At 67.7% G+C, this 21,035-nt stretch carries 23 protein-coding genes; 18 read left to right on the top strand and 5 right to left on the bottom strand.

What is annotated here, in order from left to right; translation table 11 throughout:
* Positions 1–12 precede the first annotated feature (12 nt).
* From gap to ACF8ME_RS15880, 3 genes are all read left to right on the top strand, one after another.
* Complete coding sequence (gene gap, locus ACF8ME_RS15870) at positions 13–1,014, top strand: type I glyceraldehyde-3-phosphate dehydrogenase (protein ID WP_047326356.1); 1,002 nt, start codon at positions 13–15, stop codon at positions 1,012–1,014.
* A gap of 127 nt (positions 1,015–1,141) precedes the next feature.
* On the top strand, positions 1,142–1,375 hold the full coding sequence (locus tag ACF8ME_RS15875) for a hypothetical protein (RefSeq protein WP_047475235.1): 234 nt from the start codon (positions 1,142–1,144) through the stop codon (positions 1,373–1,375).
* Between the two features lie 70 nt (positions 1,376–1,445).
* Positions 1,446–1,805, top strand: coding sequence for a tRNA-binding protein (locus tag ACF8ME_RS15880; protein ID WP_026062619.1), 360 nt, complete (start codon positions 1,446–1,448; stop codon positions 1,803–1,805).
* Positions 1,806–1,906: 101 nt separating this feature from the next.
* Here the strand turns inward: ACF8ME_RS15880 and ACF8ME_RS15885 are convergent, their stop codons facing one another.
* Positions 1,907–2,800 (bottom strand): LysR substrate-binding domain-containing protein, encoded by an 894-nt coding sequence (locus ACF8ME_RS15885; RefSeq protein WP_392417327.1) that lies wholly within the window; start codon positions 2,798–2,800, stop codon positions 1,907–1,909.
* A 141-nt stretch (positions 2,801–2,941) separates the two neighbouring features.
* Between ACF8ME_RS15885 and dkgB the strand changes: the two genes are divergently transcribed.
* Together dkgB and ACF8ME_RS15895 are read left to right on the top strand one after the other, a co-directional pair.
* Positions 2,942–3,763, top strand: coding sequence for a 2,5-didehydrogluconate reductase DkgB (dkgB, locus tag ACF8ME_RS15890; protein WP_392417329.1), 822 nt, complete (start codon positions 2,942–2,944; stop codon positions 3,761–3,763).
* Positions 3,764–3,921: 158 nt separating this feature from the next.
* On the top strand, positions 3,922–5,601 hold the full coding sequence (locus ACF8ME_RS15895) for a long-chain-fatty-acid--CoA ligase (protein WP_126311140.1): 1,680 nt from the start codon (positions 3,922–3,924) through the stop codon (positions 5,599–5,601).
* A 68-nt stretch (positions 5,602–5,669) separates the two neighbouring features.
* Here the strand turns inward: ACF8ME_RS15895 and ACF8ME_RS15900 are convergent, their stop codons facing one another.
* A complete protein-coding gene (locus ACF8ME_RS15900; protein WP_392417331.1) occupies positions 5,670–7,115 on the bottom strand; it encodes a transporter in 1,446 nt (481 codons plus the stop codon).
* 143 nt (positions 7,116–7,258) lie between these two features.
* Here ACF8ME_RS15900 and ACF8ME_RS15905 point away from each other — a divergent pair, with 143 nt between their 5' ends.
* From ACF8ME_RS15905 to ACF8ME_RS15945, 9 genes are all read left to right on the top strand, one after another.
* Complete coding sequence (locus tag ACF8ME_RS15905; protein ID WP_392417334.1) at positions 7,259–7,750, top strand: Lrp/AsnC family transcriptional regulator; 492 nt, start codon at positions 7,259–7,261, stop codon at positions 7,748–7,750.
* Between the two features lie 81 nt (positions 7,751–7,831).
* Positions 7,832–8,422, top strand: a complete 591-nt coding sequence (locus tag ACF8ME_RS15910) for a TetR/AcrR family transcriptional regulator (protein WP_013804518.1) — start codon at positions 7,832–7,834, stop codon at positions 8,420–8,422.
* A 136-nt stretch (positions 8,423–8,558) separates the two neighbouring features.
* Entirely contained in the window at positions 8,559–9,443 is an 885-nt protein-coding gene (locus tag ACF8ME_RS15915; RefSeq protein WP_392417336.1) for an NAD(P)-dependent oxidoreductase, read from the top strand.
* A gap of 22 nt (positions 9,444–9,465) precedes the next feature.
* Entirely contained in the window at positions 9,466–10,662 is a 1,197-nt protein-coding gene (locus tag ACF8ME_RS15920; RefSeq protein ID WP_046985619.1) for an MFS transporter, read from the top strand.
* 199 nt (positions 10,663–10,861) lie between these two features.
* Positions 10,862–11,392, top strand: a complete 531-nt coding sequence (locus ACF8ME_RS15925; protein WP_016449821.1) for a cupin domain-containing protein — start codon at positions 10,862–10,864, stop codon at positions 11,390–11,392.
* A 188-nt stretch (positions 11,393–11,580) separates the two neighbouring features.
* Positions 11,581–12,411, top strand: a complete 831-nt coding sequence (locus ACF8ME_RS15930) for an alpha/beta fold hydrolase (protein WP_392417338.1) — start codon at positions 11,581–11,583, stop codon at positions 12,409–12,411.
* Positions 12,412–12,433: 22 nt separating this feature from the next.
* The gene (locus ACF8ME_RS15935) at positions 12,434–13,240 is read left to right on the top strand and encodes an IclR family transcriptional regulator (protein WP_126311145.1); all 807 of its coding nucleotides are present in this window, start codon (positions 12,434–12,436) and stop codon (positions 13,238–13,240) included.
* Between the two features lie 54 nt (positions 13,241–13,294).
* Positions 13,295–14,092 (top strand): aspartate dehydrogenase, encoded by a 798-nt coding sequence (locus ACF8ME_RS15940; protein ID WP_016449818.1) that lies wholly within the window; start codon positions 13,295–13,297, stop codon positions 14,090–14,092.
* Between the two features lie 103 nt (positions 14,093–14,195).
* Positions 14,196–14,957 carry a 5'-methylthioadenosine/adenosylhomocysteine nucleosidase gene (locus ACF8ME_RS15945; RefSeq protein WP_016452051.1) on the top strand — a complete coding sequence of 254 codons (762 nt, stop codon included), beginning with the start codon at positions 14,196–14,198 and terminating at the stop codon, positions 14,955–14,957.
* Positions 14,958–14,968: 11 nt separating this feature from the next.
* Here the strand turns inward: ACF8ME_RS15945 and ACF8ME_RS15950 are convergent, their stop codons facing one another.
* From ACF8ME_RS15950 to ACF8ME_RS15960, 3 genes are all read right to left on the bottom strand, one after another.
* Positions 14,969–15,277, bottom strand: a complete 309-nt coding sequence (locus tag ACF8ME_RS15950) for an XRE family transcriptional regulator (RefSeq protein WP_016449816.1) — start codon at positions 15,275–15,277, stop codon at positions 14,969–14,971.
* Entirely contained in the window at positions 15,274–15,621 is a 348-nt protein-coding gene (locus ACF8ME_RS15955) for a type II toxin-antitoxin system RelE/ParE family toxin (RefSeq protein WP_013804511.1), read from the bottom strand. The genes ACF8ME_RS15950 and ACF8ME_RS15955 overlap by 4 nt, the downstream gene beginning before the upstream one ends.
* A gap of 263 nt (positions 15,622–15,884) precedes the next feature.
* A complete protein-coding gene (locus tag ACF8ME_RS15960; RefSeq protein WP_310036687.1) occupies positions 15,885–16,160 on the bottom strand; it encodes a hypothetical protein in 276 nt (91 codons plus the stop codon).
* 653 nt (positions 16,161–16,813) lie between these two features.
* Here ACF8ME_RS15960 and ACF8ME_RS15965 point away from each other — a divergent pair.
* From ACF8ME_RS15965 to ACF8ME_RS15980, 4 genes are read left to right on the top strand one after another with little or no spacing between them, the layout of a single operon-like run.
* The gene (locus ACF8ME_RS15965) at positions 16,814–17,584 is read left to right on the top strand and encodes an SDR family oxidoreductase (RefSeq protein WP_012202888.1); all 771 of its coding nucleotides are present in this window, start codon (positions 16,814–16,816) and stop codon (positions 17,582–17,584) included.
* A 12-nt stretch (positions 17,585–17,596) separates the two neighbouring features.
* Positions 17,597–18,490: an IclR family transcriptional regulator gene (locus ACF8ME_RS15970; RefSeq protein ID WP_392417341.1), complete on the top strand. Its 894-nt coding sequence runs from the start codon at positions 17,597–17,599 to the stop codon at positions 18,488–18,490.
* Positions 18,483–19,280, top strand: coding sequence for an SDR family oxidoreductase (locus ACF8ME_RS15975; protein ID WP_392417343.1), 798 nt, complete (start codon positions 18,483–18,485; stop codon positions 19,278–19,280). The genes ACF8ME_RS15970 and ACF8ME_RS15975 overlap by 8 nt, the downstream gene beginning before the upstream one ends.
* A gap of 34 nt (positions 19,281–19,314) precedes the next feature.
* Positions 19,315–21,021, top strand: a complete 1,707-nt coding sequence (locus ACF8ME_RS15980) for a thiamine pyrophosphate-binding protein (protein WP_392417345.1) — start codon at positions 19,315–19,317, stop codon at positions 21,019–21,021.
* Positions 21,022–21,035: the final 14 nt, after the last annotated feature.

A 21,035-nucleotide genomic window follows, 5' to 3' on the forward strand; every position in this document is an offset into this window, starting at 1 on the left:
GAGGAAATTTCTATGGCAATCAAAATTGGTATCAACGGCTTCGGCCGCATCGGCCGCATGGTGTTCCGCGCTGCCGTGCAGAACTTCAGCGACATCGAAGTCGTGGGCATCAACGACCTGCTCGAGCCCGACTACCTGGCCTACATGCTCAAGTACGACAGCGTGCACGGCCGCTTCAAGGGCGAGGTCTCGGTGGAGGGCTCCAACCTGATCGTCAACGGCAAGACCATCCGCCTGACGCAGGAGCGCGACCCCGCCAACCTGAAGTGGAACGAAGTCGGCGCCGACATCGTGATCGAGGCCACCGGCCTGTTCCTGACCGACGAGACCGCACGCAAGCACCTGGCTGCCGGCGCCAAGAAGGTCATCATGTCCGCGCCTTCCAAGGACAGCACCCCGATGTTCGTCTTCGGCGTGAACTGCAAGACCTACGCTGGCCAGGACGTGATCTCCAACGCCTCCTGCACCACCAACTGCCTGGCTCCCGTGGCCAAGGTGCTCAACGACAAGTGGGGCATCAAGCGCGGCCTGATGACTACCGTGCACGCTGCCACCGCCACCCAAAAGACCGTGGACGGCCCCAGCAACAAGGACTGGCGCGGCGGCCGCGGCATCCTGGAAAACATCATTCCCTCCAGCACGGGCGCAGCCAAGGCCGTGGGCGTGGTGATTCCCGAGCTCAACAAGAAGCTGACCGGCATGTCCTTCCGCGTGCCCACCTCCGACGTGTCGGTGGTGGACCTGACGGTGGAGCTGAACAGCGAAGCCAGCTACGAAGAGATCTGCGCCGAAATGAAGGCCCAGTCGCAAGGTGCGCTCAAGGGCGTGCTGGGCTACACCGAAGACAAGGTCGTGGCCACGGACTTCCGCGGCGAGTCCTGCACCTCGGTGTTCGATGCCGAAGCCGGCATTGCCCTGGACAAGACCTTCGTGAAGGTCGTGTCCTGGTACGACAACGAGTGGGGCTACTCCAACAAGTGCCTGGAAATGGTGCGCGTGGTTGCCGCCAAGTAATCTTGGCGCGAACCCCTGCGGGGCCTGTCGAAGGGCCTCGCACCAGGCCGGCATCGGACGCGATGCCGGCCTTTTTCATGGAAGCTGCGACACTGGCGGCCTGTTCATCTTCCGTGATTCCACCGCCATGCAACCCGCCCTTTGCAGCGTCTGCAACAAGGACCCGACGCAGGAACCCGGCCCGCTGCACGGAGCCTGGCTGTGCTTTGCCGACCATTGCGCCGAGCAGGCCGACATGCTGTCCCATCCGCAGGGACTGGCCTATTTCTGCTCTGTGCATCTGCCGGCTGCGAAGGCCCTCACGCATTTGCCGCAGCAGGAAGCGATGGCACGGCTTGCGCATGCCTGCGCGCGTTCGTGAGCCCGCCACTGTCCCGCACTGCAAGCGTTGCTCGACAAAGCCGGCACGGGCGGCGCGGCATCATGGCCGCATGACTACTTCATCCGCATTGCACGAGACCATTGGCTTTGACGACTTCCTCAAGGTGGAGCTGCGCGTGGGCCGCATCGTGGACGCCCAGGTGTTCAAGGAGGCGCGCCGCCCGGCCTATGTGCTGCAGGTCGATTTCGGCCCCGAACTGGGCCTGCGCAAGTCCAGCGCCCAGATCACGGCGCTGTACCGGCCCGAGGAACTGATAGGCCGCCAGGTGGTGGCCGTGCTGAACTTTCCCAGCAAGCAGATCGGTCCCATGCGCTCGGAATGCCTGGTCACGGGATTCCACAACGAGAACGGCGAGGTCGCGCTGTGCGTGCCCGACCGCGAGGTGCCGCTGGGCACCAAGCTGCTGTGACGGCCTTGCGGACTATTCGATGCGCGCGCCGGCCGCCTTGACGATGCGGCCGGCTGCCTCCCAGTCGTTCCCGGGGCGGCGCCGGAATGCGACGCCACCTCTCAACCTGCCGCCATGCGCTGCGTGAGAAAGTCCAGGAAGGCCGTGATGCGCGCGGCCAGCGCCGTGTTGCGGTAGTAGACGGCGTGGATGGGCTGGCGCTGCTGCACGGTCTCGCGCGCCAGCACCTGCACCAGCTCGCCCTGGGCGCGGTCTCGCACGGTCATGAAGTCGGCCAGGCAGACCACGCCCTGGCCGGCCAGGGCCAGCTGGCGCATGGTCTCGCCGCTGGAGGCCGTGAGCTGGGGCGCGGCATCCCAGCGGTCGCCGCCCTCGGGCGTGCGCAGCGGCCAGTGGTTCAGGCCCGGCACCTGGCTGTTGCCGATGCGCTGGTGGCGCGCCAGCGCGGCCACGCTCGCCACGGGGCCATGGGCCTGCAGGTAGGCGGGGCTGGCCAGCACGCGCAGCAGGCTGTGGCACAGCAGTCGCGCATGCAGCGTGGAGTCGCGCAGCTCGCCGATGCGGATGGCGATGTCGGTGCGCTGGGCCAGCAGGTCGATGTGCAGGTCATCGGTGTTCAACTCCAGCGTGATCAGCGGATAGAGCGCGCGGAACTCGCCGACCAGCGGCACGATGGCATGCAGCATGAAGGGCGAGGCCGCATTGACGCGCAGCAGCCCGGCCGGCGCCTGGCGCCGCGCGGCCAGTTCCTCCTCGGCCGCGTCCAGGGCCTGCAGCACCTCGCGCGCGCGGGCCAGGAAGCGCTGGCCTTCCTCGGTCAGCTCCAGGCTGCGCGTGGTGCGCCGCACCAAGGTGGTGGCCAGCTTTTTCTCCAGGCGCGACAGGCTGCGGCTGATGCCCGAGGTGGTCTGTCCCAACTGCTCGGCCGCCGCCGTGATGCTGCCGCAGTCGATCACGGCGCGAAAGGCCTGCAACTCGTCCAGCGTGGTTTTCATGGGGCGCCAGCTTGGCGCAATTGTTGCTGCAGCGTCAAATATTTTCTGCCGATACCAGGCTTTATCTGCAAGCGTTAACCCGCCAGACTGCAGTCTTCGGGGCGTGGTTCCGCGCCTTGTTTGCTTTTTTGAAAGACCTGCATGACATCGACTGCCTCTCTCGCTTCCGTGGTGCCCGCCTTCGGTTTGGGCACCTTCCGCCTCAAGGATGAGGTGGTGCGCCACTCCGTGGGCCAGGCCCTGGAAGTGGGCTACCGCGCCATCGACACCGCCCAGATCTACGGCAACGAGGCCGATGTGGGGGCCGCCATCGCCGCCAGCGCCGTGCCGCGCGATCAGCTGTTCCTCACCACCAAGATCTGGACCGAGAACCTGTCCGCCGACGCGCTGATCCCCAGCCTGGAGCGCAGCCTTGAAGCCCTGCGCACCGACCATGTGGAGCTGACGCTGATCCACTGGCCTTCGCGCAGCGTGCCGCTGGAGGACAGCCTGGGCGCCCTCATGCGCGCCAGGGAGCAGGGGCTGACGCGCCACATCGGCGTGTCCAATTTCAACATCGCGCTGCTGCAGCAGTCCATCGCCGCCGTGGGCGCCACGAACATCGCCACCAACCAGATCGAGCTCAGCCCCTATCTGCAAAACCGCGCCGTCACCGACTTTGCGCGACAGCAGGGTATCCACACCACCTCGTACATGACGCTGGGCTACGGCAAGCTGCTGGCCGATCCCGTGCTGGCCGACATCGCCGCCGCCCGCGGCGCCACGCCCGCCCAGGTGGCGCTGGCCTGGGCCATGGCCATGGGCTATGCCGTCATTCCCTCGTCCACCCAGCGCGCCCACCTGCAGGCCAACCTGGACAGCTGCCAGCTGGTGCTGGGCGCCGAAGACATGCAGCGCATCGCCGCGCTGGAACGCGGCGACCGCCAGGTCAGCCCAGACGGGCTGGCTCCGGCCTGGGATTGAACCGCGGTCGTGACGGAGGGCCTGGGCGGCCTGGCGAGCTTTGACCTGGAGCAACGCAATGCGGACCCTAGGGGTAGTACTAGGGTTATCACAGTATCGAACGACCGTGCTTTTTATGAGAATGCACGATTAGTCGAGACAACCAGGAGACAAGCAGCATGAGTGACCGCCCATGGCTGGGTGCCTATCCGGCAGGTGTGCCCGCCGACATCGATCCCTCCCAATACCCTTCGCTGGTGGCCCTGATGGAGGAGGCCTTCAGCCGCTACGCGGACCGTGTGGCCTATTCCTTCATGGGCAAGGAGCTGACCTACTCCCAGGTCGATGCGCAAAGCCGCGCCTTCGCTGCCTATCTGCAGAGCCTGGGCCTGGCGCGCGGCGACCGCGTGGCGCTGATGATGCCCAACGTGCCTCAGTACCCCGTGGCCGTGGCCGCCGTGCTGCGCGCCGGCTTCGTCGTGGTCAACGTCAACCCGCTGTACACGGCGCGCGAGCTGGAGCACCAGCTCAAGGACTCGGGCGCCAAGGCCATCGTCATCATCGAGAACTTCGCCCACACGCTGCAGGCCTGCAAGGCCGCCACGCCCGTGCAGCACATGGTGCTGTGCACCATGGGCGACCAGCTGGGCATGCTCAAGGGCGCCATCGTCAATTACGTGGTGCGCAAGGTCAAGAAGCTGGTGCCGCCGTTCTCGCTGCCGGGGGCCGTGCGCTTCAACGACGCGCTGGCCAAGGGCATGCGCTCGCCCTTCCAGGCGCCGCAGCTGCAGGCCTCCGACATGGCCCTGCTGCAGTACACGGGCGGCACCACGGGCGTGAGCAAGGGCGCGGTGCTGCTGCACAGCAACATCATCGCCAACGTGCTGCAGTCCGAGGCCTGGAACCAGCCCGCCATGGGCAAGGTGCCGGCCGGCGAGCAGCCCACCAGCATCTGCGCGCTGCCGCTGTACCACATCTTCGCCTTCACGGTGAACATGATGCTGTCCATGCGCACGGGCGGCAAAACCATCCTGATTCCCAATCCGCGCGACCTCAAGGCCACGCTCAAGGAACTGTCCACGCAGCGCTTTCACAGCTTCCCGGCCGTGAGCACGCTGTTCAACGGCCTGGCCAACCACCCGGACTTCAACACCGTGGACTGGTCGCACCTGAAGGTCTCGGTCGGCGGCGGCATGGCGGTGCAAAGCGCCGTGGCCCAGCTGTGGCTGCAAAAGACCGGCTGTCCCATCTGCGAGGGCTACGGCCTGTCGGAGACCAGTCCCTCGGCCAGCTGCAACCCCGTCACCTCCACCGAGTTCTCGGGCACCATCGGCGTGCCCCTGCCCAGCACCTGGATGAAGCTCGTCGATGACGAAGGAAACGACGTGACCACCATCGGCGAGCGCGGCGAGGTCGCCATCAAGGGCCCGCAGGTCATGGCCGCCTACTGGCAGCGCCCCGACGAAACCGCCAAGGTCTTCACCGCCGACGGCTACTTTCGCACCGGCGACATCGGTACCATGGACGAGCGCGGCTACTTCAAGATCGTGGACCGCAAGAAGGACATGGTCCTGGTCAGCGGCTTCAACGTCTATCCCAATGAAGTGGAGGACGTGGTCTCCAACTGCCCCGGCGTGCTCGAATGCGCCGTGGTCGGCGTGCCCGACGAGAAGACCGGCGAGGCCGTCAAGCTGGTCATCGTGCGCAGGGACGACAGCCTCACCGAGCAGGCCGTGCGCGATTTCTGCCACGACAACCTCACGGGCTACAAGCGGCCGCGCGTGATCGAGTTCCGCACCGAACTGCCCAAGACCCCGGTTGGCAAGATCCTGCGCCGGGAGCTGCGCGACAGCAAGTAACGCGGGCGGCTTGCCGTGTTTGCAAAGAGGCGCTGCGGCGCCTCTTTTCATTGGGAGGGAACACGTCTTCAGAACACGCCCGGACCCGCCAGGACCAGCGCCGCCAGCGCCACGGCCGCCGCATTGACGCAGGCCAGCGCAAAGCCGAAGCGCACGAGTTCTCCCTCTTCCTGGGCATTGGTCCGTGCCAGGCCCAGCACCAGCATGACGATGGACAGCGAGCCCAGGGCCGCATGCCCGGCGGCGCTGTTGTGCACGGCGGCCAGCAGCAGGCGGGAGGACTCGGGCAGCAGGGCGATGGCGGGCATGAAGATCGCGTTGCCGCCCACGTTGGAGCCCGTCATGTAGCCGGCCAGCGCACCGAAGGCAGCCACGATGGGCGCCAGGGCCGCAGGCGCCAGCTCGGCCAGCATCTGCACCAGGCCGGACAGGAAACCGGCCTTGACCATCATCTGGGACATCGCCAGGAAGAAGAAGATGGTCAGCAGCGGGCGCTTGGCGCGGGCGGCCAGAGCACCAGCCAGGGCAACGCCACGGCCGGCCCCGCGCGCCAGCAGCAGGGCCAGCACCAGGGTCAGCGCCACGCCCGGGGAGGCCAGCGGCTTCCAGGCCACCTGGGCGCCCTGCACGATCCAGCGCTGGTCCCACTGCGTGGCCAGGGCCAGCAGCTTGAGCAGCACGATGGCAAGGGCGAGCGCCAGATACGGCCAGGCCTGGCGCGGCCAGCCGGGTGCCGCCTGGGCCGTGCCGCGCAGCAGCAGTGCGCGTACCAGCATGCCCAGCGCCACCGCAAAGCCCGCGCCCACGCCCGCCACCTCGGGACCCAGCCAGCGGCTGATGCCATGCAGCACGCCTACGAACAGCAGGCCAAAGCCGCCCAGCAGCAGCCAGGCCCGCGCACCGCGCTCGCCTGCCAGGTGCAGGGACAGGGCGCCCAGCACCAGGAACACCGGCGCGCTGGTCAGCGAGGACACAGCGGCCAGCGCGGCCGCATCCACATGGGCCAGCGAGGCTCCGATCACCGTGGCCAGGCCCAGCGTGCCCCAGGGCATGATGGCCATGCCCGCCAGCGCCATGCGCAGTGCGGCGCGCCGCTCGAACAGGCTCAGCAGCAGCGGCACGGTGGCGATCAGCGACACGCCAAAACCCGTCATCGCCTCCAGCAGCGGCGCCAGTCCCAGCACGATGAACACCACCTGATCGGCGGGCCCCAGGCCCAGCGAGCGCACCCACTGGCTCAGCGCCTGGTTGACGCCCATGCGTTCGATGAGGATCACGAAACCCAGGCCCGGCACGATTACGAAGGCCGTGCTCAGGAACAGCACGCCCGTGTCGCGCGCTGCGGCCAGGGCGGCGCCGGAAGCGGCGGTGCCCTTGGCCATCCAGGCATCGACCAGCCACAGCAGGGCGACCAGCGCCGCCCCGGCCATGGCCGCCTGCACAGGCGGGCGGCGCAAAACCATGAGCATGGACATCACAAGAAACACGGGAGACAGGTGGAGCAGGGTGGCCATGGGATGGGCTTTCTCGGCAGGCAGGTCCGCATGCGTTGGATGCGGAAAACGACGAAATACTATTTCGCGGCACCTGTTTTTTGGTCTCTGAATTGAGGGTGTTTGCGAGAAAATTTCTCACCCTCCAAAAGTCCTCGCTTCCCATGACCAAGCACACCGCCCACCCTGCACACCTGGCCGATCTGGACGGCTTCGACCGCGCCATCCTGGCCATCGTCCAGCGCGACAGCACGGTGCCGCTGCGCCTGCTGGCCGAGCAGGTCAACCTGTCCACGGCCGCCGTGCAGCGCCGCCTCAAGCGCATGCAGGCCGAAGGCGTGATCACCGGCCAGGCCGCCACCGTGGACCCCACGCGCGTGGGCCGGCCCATCACCATCATCGTGGAGGTCATGACCGAGCGCACCAGCATCAATGCGCTCAACGCCATGAAATCGCACTTCGCCGTGCCCGAGGTCCAGCAGTGCTACTACGTCACGGGCGAGGTGGACTTCGTGCTCGTCCTCACCGTGGCCACCATGCAGGAGTACGAGGCCCTGGCGCGGCGCCTGTTTGCCGAGAACCCCAACGTCAAATGGTTCAAGACCATCGTGGCGCTGGACCGCGTGAAGGTCGGGCTTGAAATTCCCTGCGAGTGAAGGCCCTTTGGCGCAATCTTGACAGCCGCCAAACGGCCGCCTACATTGAATGGAATGATCGTTCCAATTCAATGAGCCACCATGCGCACCAAGGACTTCGACCCCGATGACATTGCAGACGCCGCCATGCAGGTGTTCTGGCAGCGCGGCTACGCGGCCACCTCGGTGCAGGACCTGGTGGACGGCACGGGCCTGTCGCGCAGCAGCCTGTACGGCACCTTCGAGAACAAGCAGGGGCTGTTCCAGCATGCGTTGCGCCGCTATGAGGCCGTGACCACCTCCAACGTGGAACTGCTGTCCGGCCCGGGACGCGCCCGGGACCTGGTGCGGCAGCTGCTGCTGCGCATCGTGCAGGACGAATTGAGCGATGCCGGGCGCCGGGGCTGCCTGGTCGCCAATGCCGCGCTGGAGCTGGCCGGCCATGACGAGGCCGTGGCCGAGAGGGTGGCCGGCAACTTCCAGCGCCTGCAAAAGGCGCTGGAAAAGCTCATCCTGCGCGGCCAGCAGGAAGGCGATATCACCGACAGCAAAAAGCCGCGCGCCCTGGCGCGCTTCGTCCTGAACACCGTGCAGGGCCTGCGCGTGCTGGGCAAGGGCAGCAGCGCGCCGCAGCGCCGCCAGTGCCTGATGGATGTGGTCGACGTGGTCGACATGGCGCTGCAGGCGCAATAGCCGGCCACCCGCCACCCGCCGCGCGCATGTCGTGCCGTTGCGGGTTTTTATTTTCCTTGAATTGGAATGATCGTTCCAGTAATCCGGATCTCAGTTTTCCGTGTCTGTTCCACTCTCTCATCACCCAGGAGTTCCCATGCATTCAAACCTTCAAACCACCATTGCCGTGCTCGGCACGGGCCTGATCGGTGCGCCCGTCGCGCGCAACCTGCAACGCAAGGGCTTCACCGTCCGCGCCTGGAACCGGACGGCCGCCAAGGCCCAGGCCCTTGCGGCCGACGGTGTTCAGGCCTGTGGCGACGCGGCCGACGCCGTGCGTGGCGCCCGCATCGTCGTCACCGTGCTCAAGGACGGGCCGGCCGTGCTGCAGGCCATGCAGGCTGCAGCGCCCGCATTGCAGCCGGGCACACTGTGGCTGCAACTGAGCACGGTGGGGGTGGACGCCATCGCACCGCTGGCGCAGTTCGCCGATCGGCATGGCCTGGTGTTCTACGACTGCCCCGTGCAGGGCACGCGCCAGCCGGCCGAGCAGGGCCAGCTGGTCATCCTGGCCGCAGGCCCGCTGGCGCAGCGCGGCCAGGCGCAGCCGGTGTTCGATGCCATCGGCAAACGCAGCCTGTGGATTGCGCAGCAGGCAGGCGCCGCCAGCCGGCTCAAGCTGGCGCTCAACCACTGGGCCTTCGCACTCACGCATGGCCTGGCCGAAAGCCTGGCGCTGGCCAAGGGGCTGGACATAGAACCGGCCCTGGTGGTCGATGCCGTCACGGGCGGGCCCATGGACAGCGGCTTCTTCCAGGCCAAGGCCGCTGCCATGCTGTCAGGCCGCTACGACGCCAGCTTCACCGTGGCCAATGCCGTCAAGGACGCGCAACTGGTGGCCGATGCCGCCTCCGGCGCAGGCCTGCTGCTGGATGGCGCCCAGGCCGGGCTGCGCCGCTTCGAGCGCGCGCTGGCCGCCGGGCATGGCGACAAGGACATGGCGGCATCCCACCTGGCATCCCATCCAGCCTCCCATGCCTGAGATGCGCAGCAAGGACAAGGCAATGAATTCGCCCATGGACACCTCCTTCGACACAGGCCTGCCACTGGGCAGGCTGCTGGCCCTGGCGATGGCAGGCTTTCTGGCCATCATGACCGAGACCCTGCCGGCCGGCCTGCTGCCGCAGATCGGCACGGGACTGGCAGTGTCCGAAGCCATGGCCGGCCAGATGGTCACGCTGTACGCGCTGGGTTCGGTACTGGCCGCCATTCCCGTCGTGGCCGCCACGCGCGGCCTCAGGCGCCGGCCGCTGTTCATGGCGGCGGTGGGCGGGCTGCTGCTGTTCAACAGCCTCACCGCGCTGTCCGGCCACTACGGCCTGACCCTGGCCGCGCGCTTTGCCGCAGGCATGGCTGCGGGGGTGATCTGGGGGCTGGTGGCCGGCTATGCGCGGCGCATGGTGCCGCCGCATCTGCAGGGGCGCGCACTGGCCGTGGCGGGCGTGGGCCAGCCATTGGCCCTGGCGGCCGGCGTGCCGCTGGGCGCCTGGCTGGGCAGCCTGTTCGACTGGCGCGGCGTGTTCTGGGCGCTGTCGGCGCTATGCCTGCTGCTGCTGGCCTGGGTGCGGCTGGGTGTGCCGGATTACGCCGGGCAGACGGCGCAGCAGCGCCTGCCCGTGGCGCGCATCCTGCTCATGCCCGGCGTGCGCCCCGTGCTGCTGGCGCTGTTCGGCTGGATGCTGGCCCACAACATGCTCTACACCTTCATCGCGCCCTTCCTGGCTTCGGCGGGTCTGGGGCAAAGGGTGGATGGGGTGCTGCTGCTGTTCGGCCTTGCGGCCATTGCCGGCATCTGGCTCACGGGCCTGCTGGTGGACCGCTGGCTGCGCGCACTCACCGTGCTGAGCCTGGCCTTGTTCGCCGTGTCTGCGTTGGTGCTGGGCCTGGCCGGGCAGTCGGCCGTGGCCGTTCTGATCGGCGTTGCGGCCTGGGGCCTGAGCTTTGGCGGCGCGCCCACGCTGCTGCAGACCGCGCTGGCCGACGCGGCAGGCGAGGGCGCCGACGTGGCCCAGTCCATGCTGGTGACGGTCTTCAACCTGGCCGTGGCGAGCGGCGGCGTGGCGGGTGGACTGCTGCTGGGCTGGCTGGGTGCCCGCGCCTTGCCCTGGGCGCTGGCGGTGTTGGCACTGGCCTGCCTGTCCGTGGTCTGGCCGGCCAGCCATGCGGGCTTTCGGCCTGGGCGGCGCAGCATGGCTGCCTGAGGCACGGCCATCGCTGTTGCACCCGCATCGCTGTTCCCTAACAGACGGGGCAGCAAAGGGGCCACATGCCGCTGCGCATGTGGCCCTTGTTGCGTGTGATCAATCTTCCTATAATTGTTTTACCCCATGAACTGTGATTCATGGATAAAACAAATGGCGCCTTCCCCGCCATGATCCACCGACGTTGATGGAGAGACACATGTCCGAATCCGCTCAGAACACGCCCCGCACCTGGGACCAGCCCGAAGGCTCCAGCTTCGAACAATGGATGGAATCGCGCGTGGCGCGGTTTTCCACGCGCAAGTACGACTTCGACGCGCTGAAGTTCCAGGCCGACTTCGATCCCAAGTACCGCCGTGGCCAGATGCGCTACATCGGCACGGGCGGCACGGGCGTGGCTGCGGACAGCAACACCATCCCGGCCGAGCACTTCACCTTCTCCACCATGGTCATCCCGGCCGGCAATGAAGGCCCATCGCACCTGCACACCGATGTGGAGGAAGTCTTCTTCCTGATCCGCGGCAAGCTCAAGCTCGTGCTGGAGAAGGACGGCCAGCGCTTCGAGACCATCCTGACCGACCGCGACGTGGTCTCCGTGCCGCCCGGCGTGTACCGCGAGGAAATCAACATCGGCGACGAAGACGCGCTGATGTGCGTGATGCTGGGTGCCAAGAAGCCCATCACGCCCACATACCCGCCCGAGCACCCTCTGGCAAAAATCAAACGCTAGAAATGGAGCACCCCCTGAGGCGCTTCGCGCCTTCCCCCTTGAAAGGGGGACGACAGCCTCGCGGCGGGGCGGTGCAGCCGGCGCAGGCCCTTGCCTGCTGTCCCTGGCTTGGATCGTGCCAGTCTCATGGCTGAAGGGCCATGTCATCGCCATGGATTACTGAAATGACCCCCTCGGTAACAGCATGCATGGAGCAGCGCCTTCAGGCGCAGTTTCCCGAACACCTCATCGCCCTGCCCGGTGGCGCCCAGGTCGCCTGGCGCGAGGCCGGCGACACGGCCTCGGACTTTGCCGTGGTGATGCTGCACGGCATCAGCTCGGGCGCCGCGTCCTGGATGGACGTGGCCCTGGCGCTGGCGCCGCGCACGCGTGTGCTGGCCTGGGACGCGCCCGGCTATGGCCGCTCCACACCGCTGACACCCGCCGCGCCCACGGGCGCCGACTACGCCCGCGTGCTGGAGCAGTCGCTGCAGGCGCTGGGCGTGGGCCGCTGCCTGCTGGTGGGCCACTCGCTGGGTGCGCTCATGGGCACGCCCTGGGCGGTGCAGGCCGGTGCCGGGCGCGTGCAGCAACTGGTGCTGATCAGCCCCGCTGGCGGCTATGGCGCACCCGGCATGGGCGAGCAGCAGGCCAAGGTACGCCAGGGCCGTCTTGCGGCCCTGCAGGAAAAAGGCATCGAAGGCCTGGCCGCCGCCATCGACCAGCGCCTGGTCTCGCCCGCCGCGCCCGAGCCCGTGCGCCAATGGGTGCGCTGGAACACGGCGCGCCTGCATGCCGCAGGCTACGCCCAGGCCGTGGAACTGCTGTGCGGCAGCGACCTGGGGCAGGCGGCAGGGCAACTGGCCATGCCGGTCGAGGTCTGGGTGGGAGAGCACGACGTGGTCACGCCGCCGGCTGCCTGCGCGGCCTGGGCCGCAAGACTGGGGGCGCGGTACGTTACGCTTGCGGCAGCCGGCCATGCCTCTGTCGTCGAACAACCTGCGGATGTCGCACAGAGGCTGGCCACCCTGCTGACCTGATGGCCTACCTGCCCGAATTGCGATGAGCGATACCTCCGAAACCCTCTCCACCGACAACGACCGCTACACCGTTCCCGCGCTGGAGCGCGGCCTGCGCCTGCTGGCCTGCTTCACGCCTTCGCAGCCCGTGTGGAGCGCGCCCGACCTGGCGCGCACCCTGGCGCTGCCCCGGTCCACGGTGTTCCGGATGCTGACGACGCTGGAGGGCATGGGGTATCTGCAACGCTCGGGCACCGAATACCGGCTGGGCCTGGCCGTGCTGCGCCTGGGCTACGACTACCTGTCCACCCAGCCGCTGGCCCAGCTGGCCGAGCCCGTGCTGCAGTCGCTGTGCGACCGGCTGGGCTTCACCACCAACCTGGCGCTGCTGGACGGCACCTCCGTGGTCTACGTGGCGCGCATTGCGCCGGCCGGCGCCTTCCAGGGCGCCGTGCGCGTGGGCTCGCGGCTGCCGGCCCATGCCACCGTGCTGGGCCGGGCACTGCTGCAGGACATGGACGCGGACCAGCTGCGCGCCCTGTTCGGCGGCAGCGAACTGCCCCAGTTCTCGGAAAGCACGCCGCGCAGCGTGGAGCAGTTGCTGCAGTTGCTGCAGCAGGACCATGAACGCGGCTACGCCATGGGCGAGGGCTTCTACGAGCCCGGCGTCTCCAGCATCGCCGCGCCTGTGCGCGATGCGCAGGGGCGCATCGTGGCGGGCCTGGGCATGGCCGTGGCCTTCACCGAAATCGCTCCCGGCCGCATGGCCGACTGGGTGGAGCAGGTACGTGCCGCCGCCGATGAGCTGGCCGGCCACCTGCGCACCCAGCATCCCGGTTTTCTGCGCTGAACGGATGGTGGGCACACCGGCCGCCAGCGCATTCCTTCCCAGAAAGATATGACGATGAAGATTGCTGTGATTGGCTGCGGTGCGATTGGCGCCAGCGTGCTCGAACTGCTCAAGGGACATGCCGCCGTGCAGGTGGGCTGGGTGCTTGTGCCGGAAGTGACCGACGCCGTGCGCGCCACCCTGGCCCTGCATGCGCCCCAGGCGCGTGCCGTGCCTGCGCTGGCGGCCGAAGACCGGCCCGACCTCATCGTGGAGTGCGCGGGCCATGCCGCCATCGAGGAGCATGTGCTGCCCGCCCTGCGGCGCGGCATTCCTGCCGTCGTGGCCTCCATCGGCGCACTCAGCGCCCCGGGCATGGCCGAGGCCGTGCAGGCGGCGGCCGAGGCCGGAGGCACCCAGGTGCAATTGCTGTCGGGTGCCATCGGCGGCGTGGATGCGCTGGCCGCTGCGCGCATCGGCGGCCTGGATGAAGTGGTCTACACCGGCCGCAAGCCGCCCCTGGCCTGGACCGGCACGCCCGCAGAACAGCGCTGCGACCTTGCCAGCCTCAAGGAAGCCTTCTGCATCTTCGAAGGCAGCGCACGCGAGGCCGCCCAGCTCTACCCCAAGAACGCCAACGTGGCCGCCACCCTGTCGCTGGCCGGCATGGGCCTGGACCGCACCACGGTGCGCCTGTACGCCGACCCGGGCGTGGACGAGAACGTGCACCATGTGGCCGCGCGCGGCGCCTTCGGATCCATGGAATTGACCATGCGCGGCAAGCCGCTGGCGGCCAACCCCAAGACCTCGGCCCTCACCGTCTACAGCGTGGTGCGCGCCGTGCTCAACCAGGCCACGGCCATCGCCATCTGAGTCGCGCCGGGCACAGGCTCGCGGCACAATGGGCGCTTTCGCCCCGCAGGCGGCCCCCGGGCCGCCTTTGCTTTTTCCCTGTGCCGTTGAAAGAGAAGCCACCATGACCATCGCCATCCTCAGTGCCCTGCCGCAGGAACAGGAAGGCCTGGTCCATGCCCTGTCCGACGCCCAGGGCACGGCCCACGCCGGCCGCATGTTCTGGCGCGGGCGCCTGCACGGGCACGACGTGGTCTGCGCGCTGTCGGGCATAGGCAAGGTGGCGGCCGCCACCACGGCCACGGCGCTGATCGAGCGCTTCGGCGTGCGCCGCATCGCCTTCACCGGCGTGGCCGGTGGCCTGGGCGAAGGCGTGCGCGTGGGCGATGTCGTCGTGGCCGACGAATACCTGCAGCACGACCTGGACGCCTCGCCCATCTTCCCGCGCTGGGAAATGCCCGGCTACGGACGCACGCGCCTGCCCTGCGACCCTGAAATGACCGCCGCGCTGCTGGCGGCTGCCCAGGCCTGCGTGGCCGAGGCGGGCGAAGACCTGCGCGCTGCCCACGCCACCACGGCGCCGCGCGCGCACCAGGGGCTGATTGCCAGCGGTGACCAGTTCGTGGGCACGGCGGGCGCTTCTTGCGCCCTGGCGCAGGGCCTGCGTGCTGCAGGGCATGAGGTGCTGGCGGTGGAGATGGAAGGCGCCGCCGTGGCGCAGGCCTGCCTGGACTATGGCGTGCCGTTTGCGGCCATGCGGACTGTTTCCGATCGGGCGGATGACAGTGCGCATGTGGACTTTGCGGAGTTTGTGAGGGTGGTGGCGAGTCGGTATGCGTTGCGGGTGGTGGATGGGTTTTTGCGGCGGCTGTCGGCGCAGCGCTGAGCGGTCGTGCTTTATGCCGCTGATGCCTGGAGAACCGTCGCATCGTCCAGTTCAAAGTGCAAAGCCGTGCCAAGCGCCACGCTGGCGCGGGCCAACGTGGCCAGGGTGACGCCGGTGTCGTTTTCGTCCAGCAGGCGGTTCACCACCATGCGGCTGGTGCGCATGCGTGTCGCCATCTCGGTCTTGCTGACTTTCTGGGCTTTCATCGCCTGTGCGAATTGCGAGGAAATCACCCGCTTCACTGCGATAGCTGTGGCCTCCTCAAGCAGGCCTTCTTCTTCGAGGAAGTCATCGAAATTGCTGCCTAGATGTTTGTTCATGGGGTATTCCTCAGCTTCTTGAGCCGGTTTCTGGCAGTTGTCAGATCCGGCGCGGGGGTCTTGGCCGACTTCTTGATGAAGCCATGCAGCAGAACCATTTTTCCATTCTGGGCCGTGAATAGGACACGTGCGATGCCATCGGCAATGCTGCACCGCACCTCCCACAGTCCTGGCTCCATCTTGCGTACTACCGGCATGCCCAGAGGCCAGTTGTATTGGACGGTCTTGATATCGGCGCCGATGGCTTTGCGGTCTTCCACCGTAAGTTCACGAAGCCAGTCACGCACAGGCTCCTTGCCGGCATCGGACCGGTAGAAGACAACGGAAAGAATGGGCTCTTCCATCGGAAAAGTGTATCTAAAAAAGTACTATTTTGCTGCGTGTCGTTACTGATGACCGTGTAGCCCGTGTGTCATCGGAGGCCAAAGCCTTGACGCTGGACGCGAGGGGAATTCCTGCCACTGCGATTGCTTGGTTTCGATGCCTGGTTCCTGGCCTGGCAGCCGATGGCCCATCTTGATGCGCCAAGAAAGGTCAGGTCAAAGACGGCAACCCGAATGCCCGCGACCCCTTCGCTGCGCTCGGCCGGATGTGGCCGCCCTCGCGGCTATGGGCTTTGAGTGGGGTCGCAACCTACGCTTCTGGCTTCGCCTTGCACATAGTCGGCCAGTGACTCAGCGCCGTCGCGGATGGCGCGCAGTGCGTGAGCCATGGCTTGCGGACGTCGCAAGTCTTCTGGGGCATGGAGGCTGGCCAATGCAAGTTGGGCCAGGGCCCGTATTTCGTTGCAGCCTTCCTGTACCCATCCATTGGTGTCGGTGATGGTGCGAGCCAGTTGCTCGAAGCTGGCGCGCGTGGGAAGAACGGTGCGCTGATCGTTCATGTTTTCGTACTCCTGTGCGAGACGGAAACACCCGACCTGCGTTTTCAAGCGCAGAAAGGGTGGATGGGATGTTGAAAACACGCACACAGACGTGCGGGCAGCCTTGCGGGTAGCCCCATCCCATCCAAAACCGTGTGGACGTGCGGGTGCGATGCCCACTGTCCAAGTGTTCAGACGTGACGAGGCCTCACTTTCGGGGAGGCTCTGCCGCTGTGTGTTGATGGTGTTTTCAAGCACCAGCCCCGGAACAGGGGGCCACCGAAATCATAGAGGCATTCCACAACCCCGCCTCAAACCCCAGGCCGAGCGAAGCGACGGCGCGCACCCATTCCCCGTATGAGCGCGCCTGCGGCGTGGTGGTTGCGGGGTTGCAGTCCTGCCGAAGGACAGGACTGCTTCGTCAACTGGCTCGCTGCGGTCCGCCGCCGGGCCGAAACCCGGCTCCCGCCCGCAGGGCGGGCATGTCCTCGCAAGCCATAAAACGCCCCAATCCAAAACACACCCAGACACACCTCTGTCATCCATTTCCCGCACGTCTCCGTGTTTTCCCCAATCCCACCCCGAACCATCAGTCCTAAACTCATGCTTGTTTCAAGAAAAAAGTGTCATTTCAAATTTGAAACAGACACAAACCCCTTCGATTGAGGTACGCCATGAACACCACGCCCTCCACAGGCCAGCTTGCCGGCCGCCGCATCCTCGTCACAGGCTCGGCGCGCGGCCTGGGCTTTGCGTTCGCCAAGGCCTTTTGCGAGCAGGGCGCGCGTGTCGCCATGGCCGATCTGCGCGAGGAGCTGCTGGCCGAGTCCGTGGCCCGGCTGCGTGCGCAGGGCTTCGAGGCCCATGGCTTCGGGCTGGATGCCGGCAATCCGGAGTCGATAGAGCGCTGCGCGCAGCAGGCCGTGCAGGCGCTGGGCGGGCTGGACGGCCTGGTGAACAACGCGGCCGTGACCGATTCGGGCGGCAAGGGCATGGACGACATCGATCTGGACAAGTGGGACCAGGTGATGAACGTGAACGTGCGCGGCGTGTGGCTGATGACGCGCGCCTGCCGCGCCGCGCTGCGCGACAGCGGCCGGGGTGCCATCGTGAACCTGGCGTCCGATACCGCGATGTGGGGCGCCCCCAACCTGATGGCCTATGTGGCCAGCAAGGGCGCGGTGATGGCCATGACGCGTTCCATGGCGCGCGAGCTGGGCGCCGACGGCATCACCATCAACGCCGTGGCGCCGGGCCTGGTGCTGGTGGAGGCCACGGAATACGTGCCCGAGCACCGCCACCGCCTGTACATCGACCAGCGCGCGTTGCAGCGCGAGCAGCGGCCCGAGGATGTGTCGGGCGCCGTGGCCTATGCGCTGTCCGATGGCGCGCGCTTCGTGACGGGGCAGGTGCTGCCCGTCAACGGCGGCTTCGTCATGAATTGAAGGGGTTTCGCCATGACCGACACCCCCTCTTCCGGGAATGCCGAGAGCGCCGAAAGCGCGGACAACGGCACCGACAAGTACATGGTGCCCGCGCTGGAGCGCGGCCTGCGCCTGCTGCAGGAGTTCGGGCGCGGCAATGCCACGCTGGGCGCGCCCGAGCTGGCCCGCCGCCTGCAGCTGCCGCGCGCCACGATTTTCCGCATGCTCAACACGCTGGAGGCCATGGGCTTTCTGCAGCGTGCCGAGGGAAGCAATGACTACCGGCTGGGCCTGTCCGTGCTGCGCCTGGGCTTCGAGTTCCTGTCGTCCATGGACCTGACCGAGCTGGGCCAGCCCGTGATCGCACGGCTGTGCGGCGAGATCCGCTATCCCTGCAACATCGTGGTGCGCGATGGCCGCTCCATCGTCTATGTGGCCAAGGTCACGCCGCCCACGCCGCTGACCAGTTCGGTGCGCGTGGGCACGCGCCTGCCCGCCCATGCCACGGCCCTGGGCCGCGTGCTGCTGGCCGACCTGTCCCTGCCCGAGCTGCGCGCGCTCTACCCCGAGGACCACCTGGAAGCGCACACGCCCAAGACGCCGCGCACGGTGCTGGACCTGTTCAACCTGGTCGAGGCCGACCGCGAGCGCGGCCATGTGTTCAGCGAGGGCTTCTACGAAAGCTCCATCTGCACCATCGCCGCCCCCGTGCGCGACCACAGCGGCCGCGTGGTGGCGGCGCTGGGCACGACGGTCCCCGCGCCCCATGTGGAGGAGGGCCGTGCCGAGACCCTGATCGCCGGCGTCTGCGACGCGGCGGCCGAGCTGTCCGAGCTGCTGAACTACCGCCCGCAAACGCAAACGCAAACGCAGACGGCACAGCTGCTTTCCCTCAATTCCCGGCGCGCAGGAGGCGGCCATGTTTGATTACACCCTCAAGGACACCACGGCCGTCGTCACCGGCGGCTCTTCGGGCATTGGCCTGGCCACGGTCGATCTGCTGCTGTCGCAGGGCGCGCGTGTCGCCCTGTGCGGGCGCAGCGCCGAACGCCTGGAGCAGGCCGTGCAGCAGCTGCGCGGGCGCCATCCCGAGGCCCGCCTGTTCGCCCAGGCCTGCGACGTGCTCGACGCCGCCCAGGTGCAGCAATTCGCGCGTGACAGCGAGGCTGCGCTGGGTCCGGCCTCCATCCTCGTGAACAACGCGGGCCAGGGCCGGGTCTCGACGTTTGCCAGCACCGACGATGCGGCCTGGACCGAGGAGCTGCACCTGAAGTTCTTCTCGGTGCTGCATCCCACGCGCGCCTTTTTGCCGCAGCTCGAGCGCACGGCGCAGCCGGCCATCGTCTGCGTCAATTCGCTGCTGGCCTCGCAGCCCGAGCCGCACATGGTGGCTACCTCGGCCGCGCGCGCCGGCCTCAAGAACCTGGTGCGCTCCATGGCCACCGAGTTCGCGCCCAAGGGCGTGCGCGTCAACGGCATCCTGGTCGGCCTGATCGAGTCCGGCCAGTGGCGCCGCCGCTTCGAGGCGCGCGAGGACCGCAGCCAGGACTGGAACGCCTGGAGCGCCGACCTCGCCCGCAAGAAGTCCATTCCGCTGGGCCGCCTGGGCTCGCCCGACGAGGCCGCGCGCGCCATCTTCTATCTCGCCACGCCCCTGTCCTCCTACACGACCGGCAGCCACATCGACGTCTCCGGTGGTCTTGCACGGCAAGCGTAGTGCTCCAGCCCCTTCACCCGATTCAAAGCAGAACATGACTTCTTCCGCATCCAAAATCACCGTCGGCGCCGTTGTGGCCCAGTTCCTCGAACACTGCGGCGTGCAGGCCGCGTTCGGGGTGATCTCCATCCACAACATGCCCATCCTGGACGCGATGCATGCGCGCGGCAGGGTCCGCTTCGTGATGGCGCGCGGCGAGGCCGGCGCCGGCAACATGGCCGATGCCTGCGCGCGTTCCACCTCCAGCCTGGGCGTGTGCATCACCAGCACCGGCCCGGCCGCAGGCAACATCGCCGGCAGCCTGGTGGAGGCCTATACGGCCGGCACGCCGCTGCTGCACATCACGGGCCAGATCGAGACGCAGTACCTGGACCAGAAGCTGTCGTACATCCACGAGGCGCCCGATCAGCTGACCATGCTGGGCGCCGTGTCCAAGGCGGCGTTCCGCGTGCGCAGCGCCGAGACCTGCCTGTCCACCCTGAAGGCCGCCGTGCAGGCCGCCATGACCGCGCCGACCGGCCCGGTGAGCGTGGAGATTCCCATCGACATCCAGCAGACCGTGATCGACATGCCGGCCGACCTGTCGCCGCTGCCGGTGGCCGTGCTGGCCCCCAGCGAGGCCGCGCTCGACGCCCTGGCCGACACGCTGGCCAAGGCGCACCGCCCGCTGCTGTGGCTGGGTGGCGGCGCACGCCACGCAGTCGCTGCCGTGCAGCGCCTGAAGGCGCTGGGCTTCGGCATCGTCAGCACGGGCCAGGGCCGCGGCATCGTGGCCGAGGACGATCCGGCCTCGCTGGGCGCCTACAACATCCAAAAGCCCGTGGAGGCCTTCTACCAGCGCTGCGACGCCATGCTGGCCGTGGGCACGCGCCTGCGCAGCAACGAGACGCTGAAGTACGAATTGAAGCTGCCGCGCCCGCTGCTGCGCATCGATGTGGACGCCGCCCAGCAGGGCCGCTGCTATGCCGACGACGGCTTTGTCTGCGGCGACTCGGCCCTGGCGCTGACGGGCCTGGCCGACCGGCTGGAGGCGCGCGGCTACAAGGCCGACCCCGAGCTGCTGGCCGACCTGCGCCAGGTGCACGACGAGGCCGTGGCCACCATGCGCGACGGCCTGGGCCCGTACAGCGTGCTGGTGCAGGAGCTGCAAAAGGCCGTGGGCCGCAACTTCAACTGGGTGCGCGACGTGACCGTCTCCAACAGCACCTGGGGCAACCGCGAGCTGCGCTTTTTCGAGCCCAACGCGGGTGTGCACGCCACGGGCGGCGGCATCGGCATGGGCATGCCCATGGCCATCGGCGCGGCCGTGGGCGCGGCGGTCAGCGGCTCGGGCCGCAAGACGCTGGGCCTGGCGGGCGATGGCGGCTTCATCCTGAACCTGGGCGAGCTGGCCACGCTGGTGCAGGAAGAGTGCGACACCCTGATCGTGCTGATGAACGACCAGCGCTACGGCGTGATCCAGAACATCCAGGACGCCTCCTACGGCGGCCGCCGCTGCTATGTGGAGCTGCACACGCCCGACTACGCGCAGCTGTGCGCCTCCATCCAGCTGCCCCATGCCCGCGTTCAAGACCTCAAGGAGCTGCCGGCGGTGCTGCAGTCGGCCTGGACGAAGAAGGGCCCCTTCCTGCTGGAGATCGACATGCGCGCCATCGGCAATTTCAAGGCCACGTTCTCTGGCCCGCCCGTGAACAAGCTGGACCAGATCCCGGCCACCACCACGGCCACCAAGGCCGCCTGAGGCGGCTGGATTCG

Origin of the sequence: Delftia sp. WSY_7, assembly GCF_043104845.1 — a bacterium.
Lineage (GTDB): Bacteria > Pseudomonadota > Gammaproteobacteria > Burkholderiales > Burkholderiaceae_C > Comamonas > Comamonas tsuruhatensis.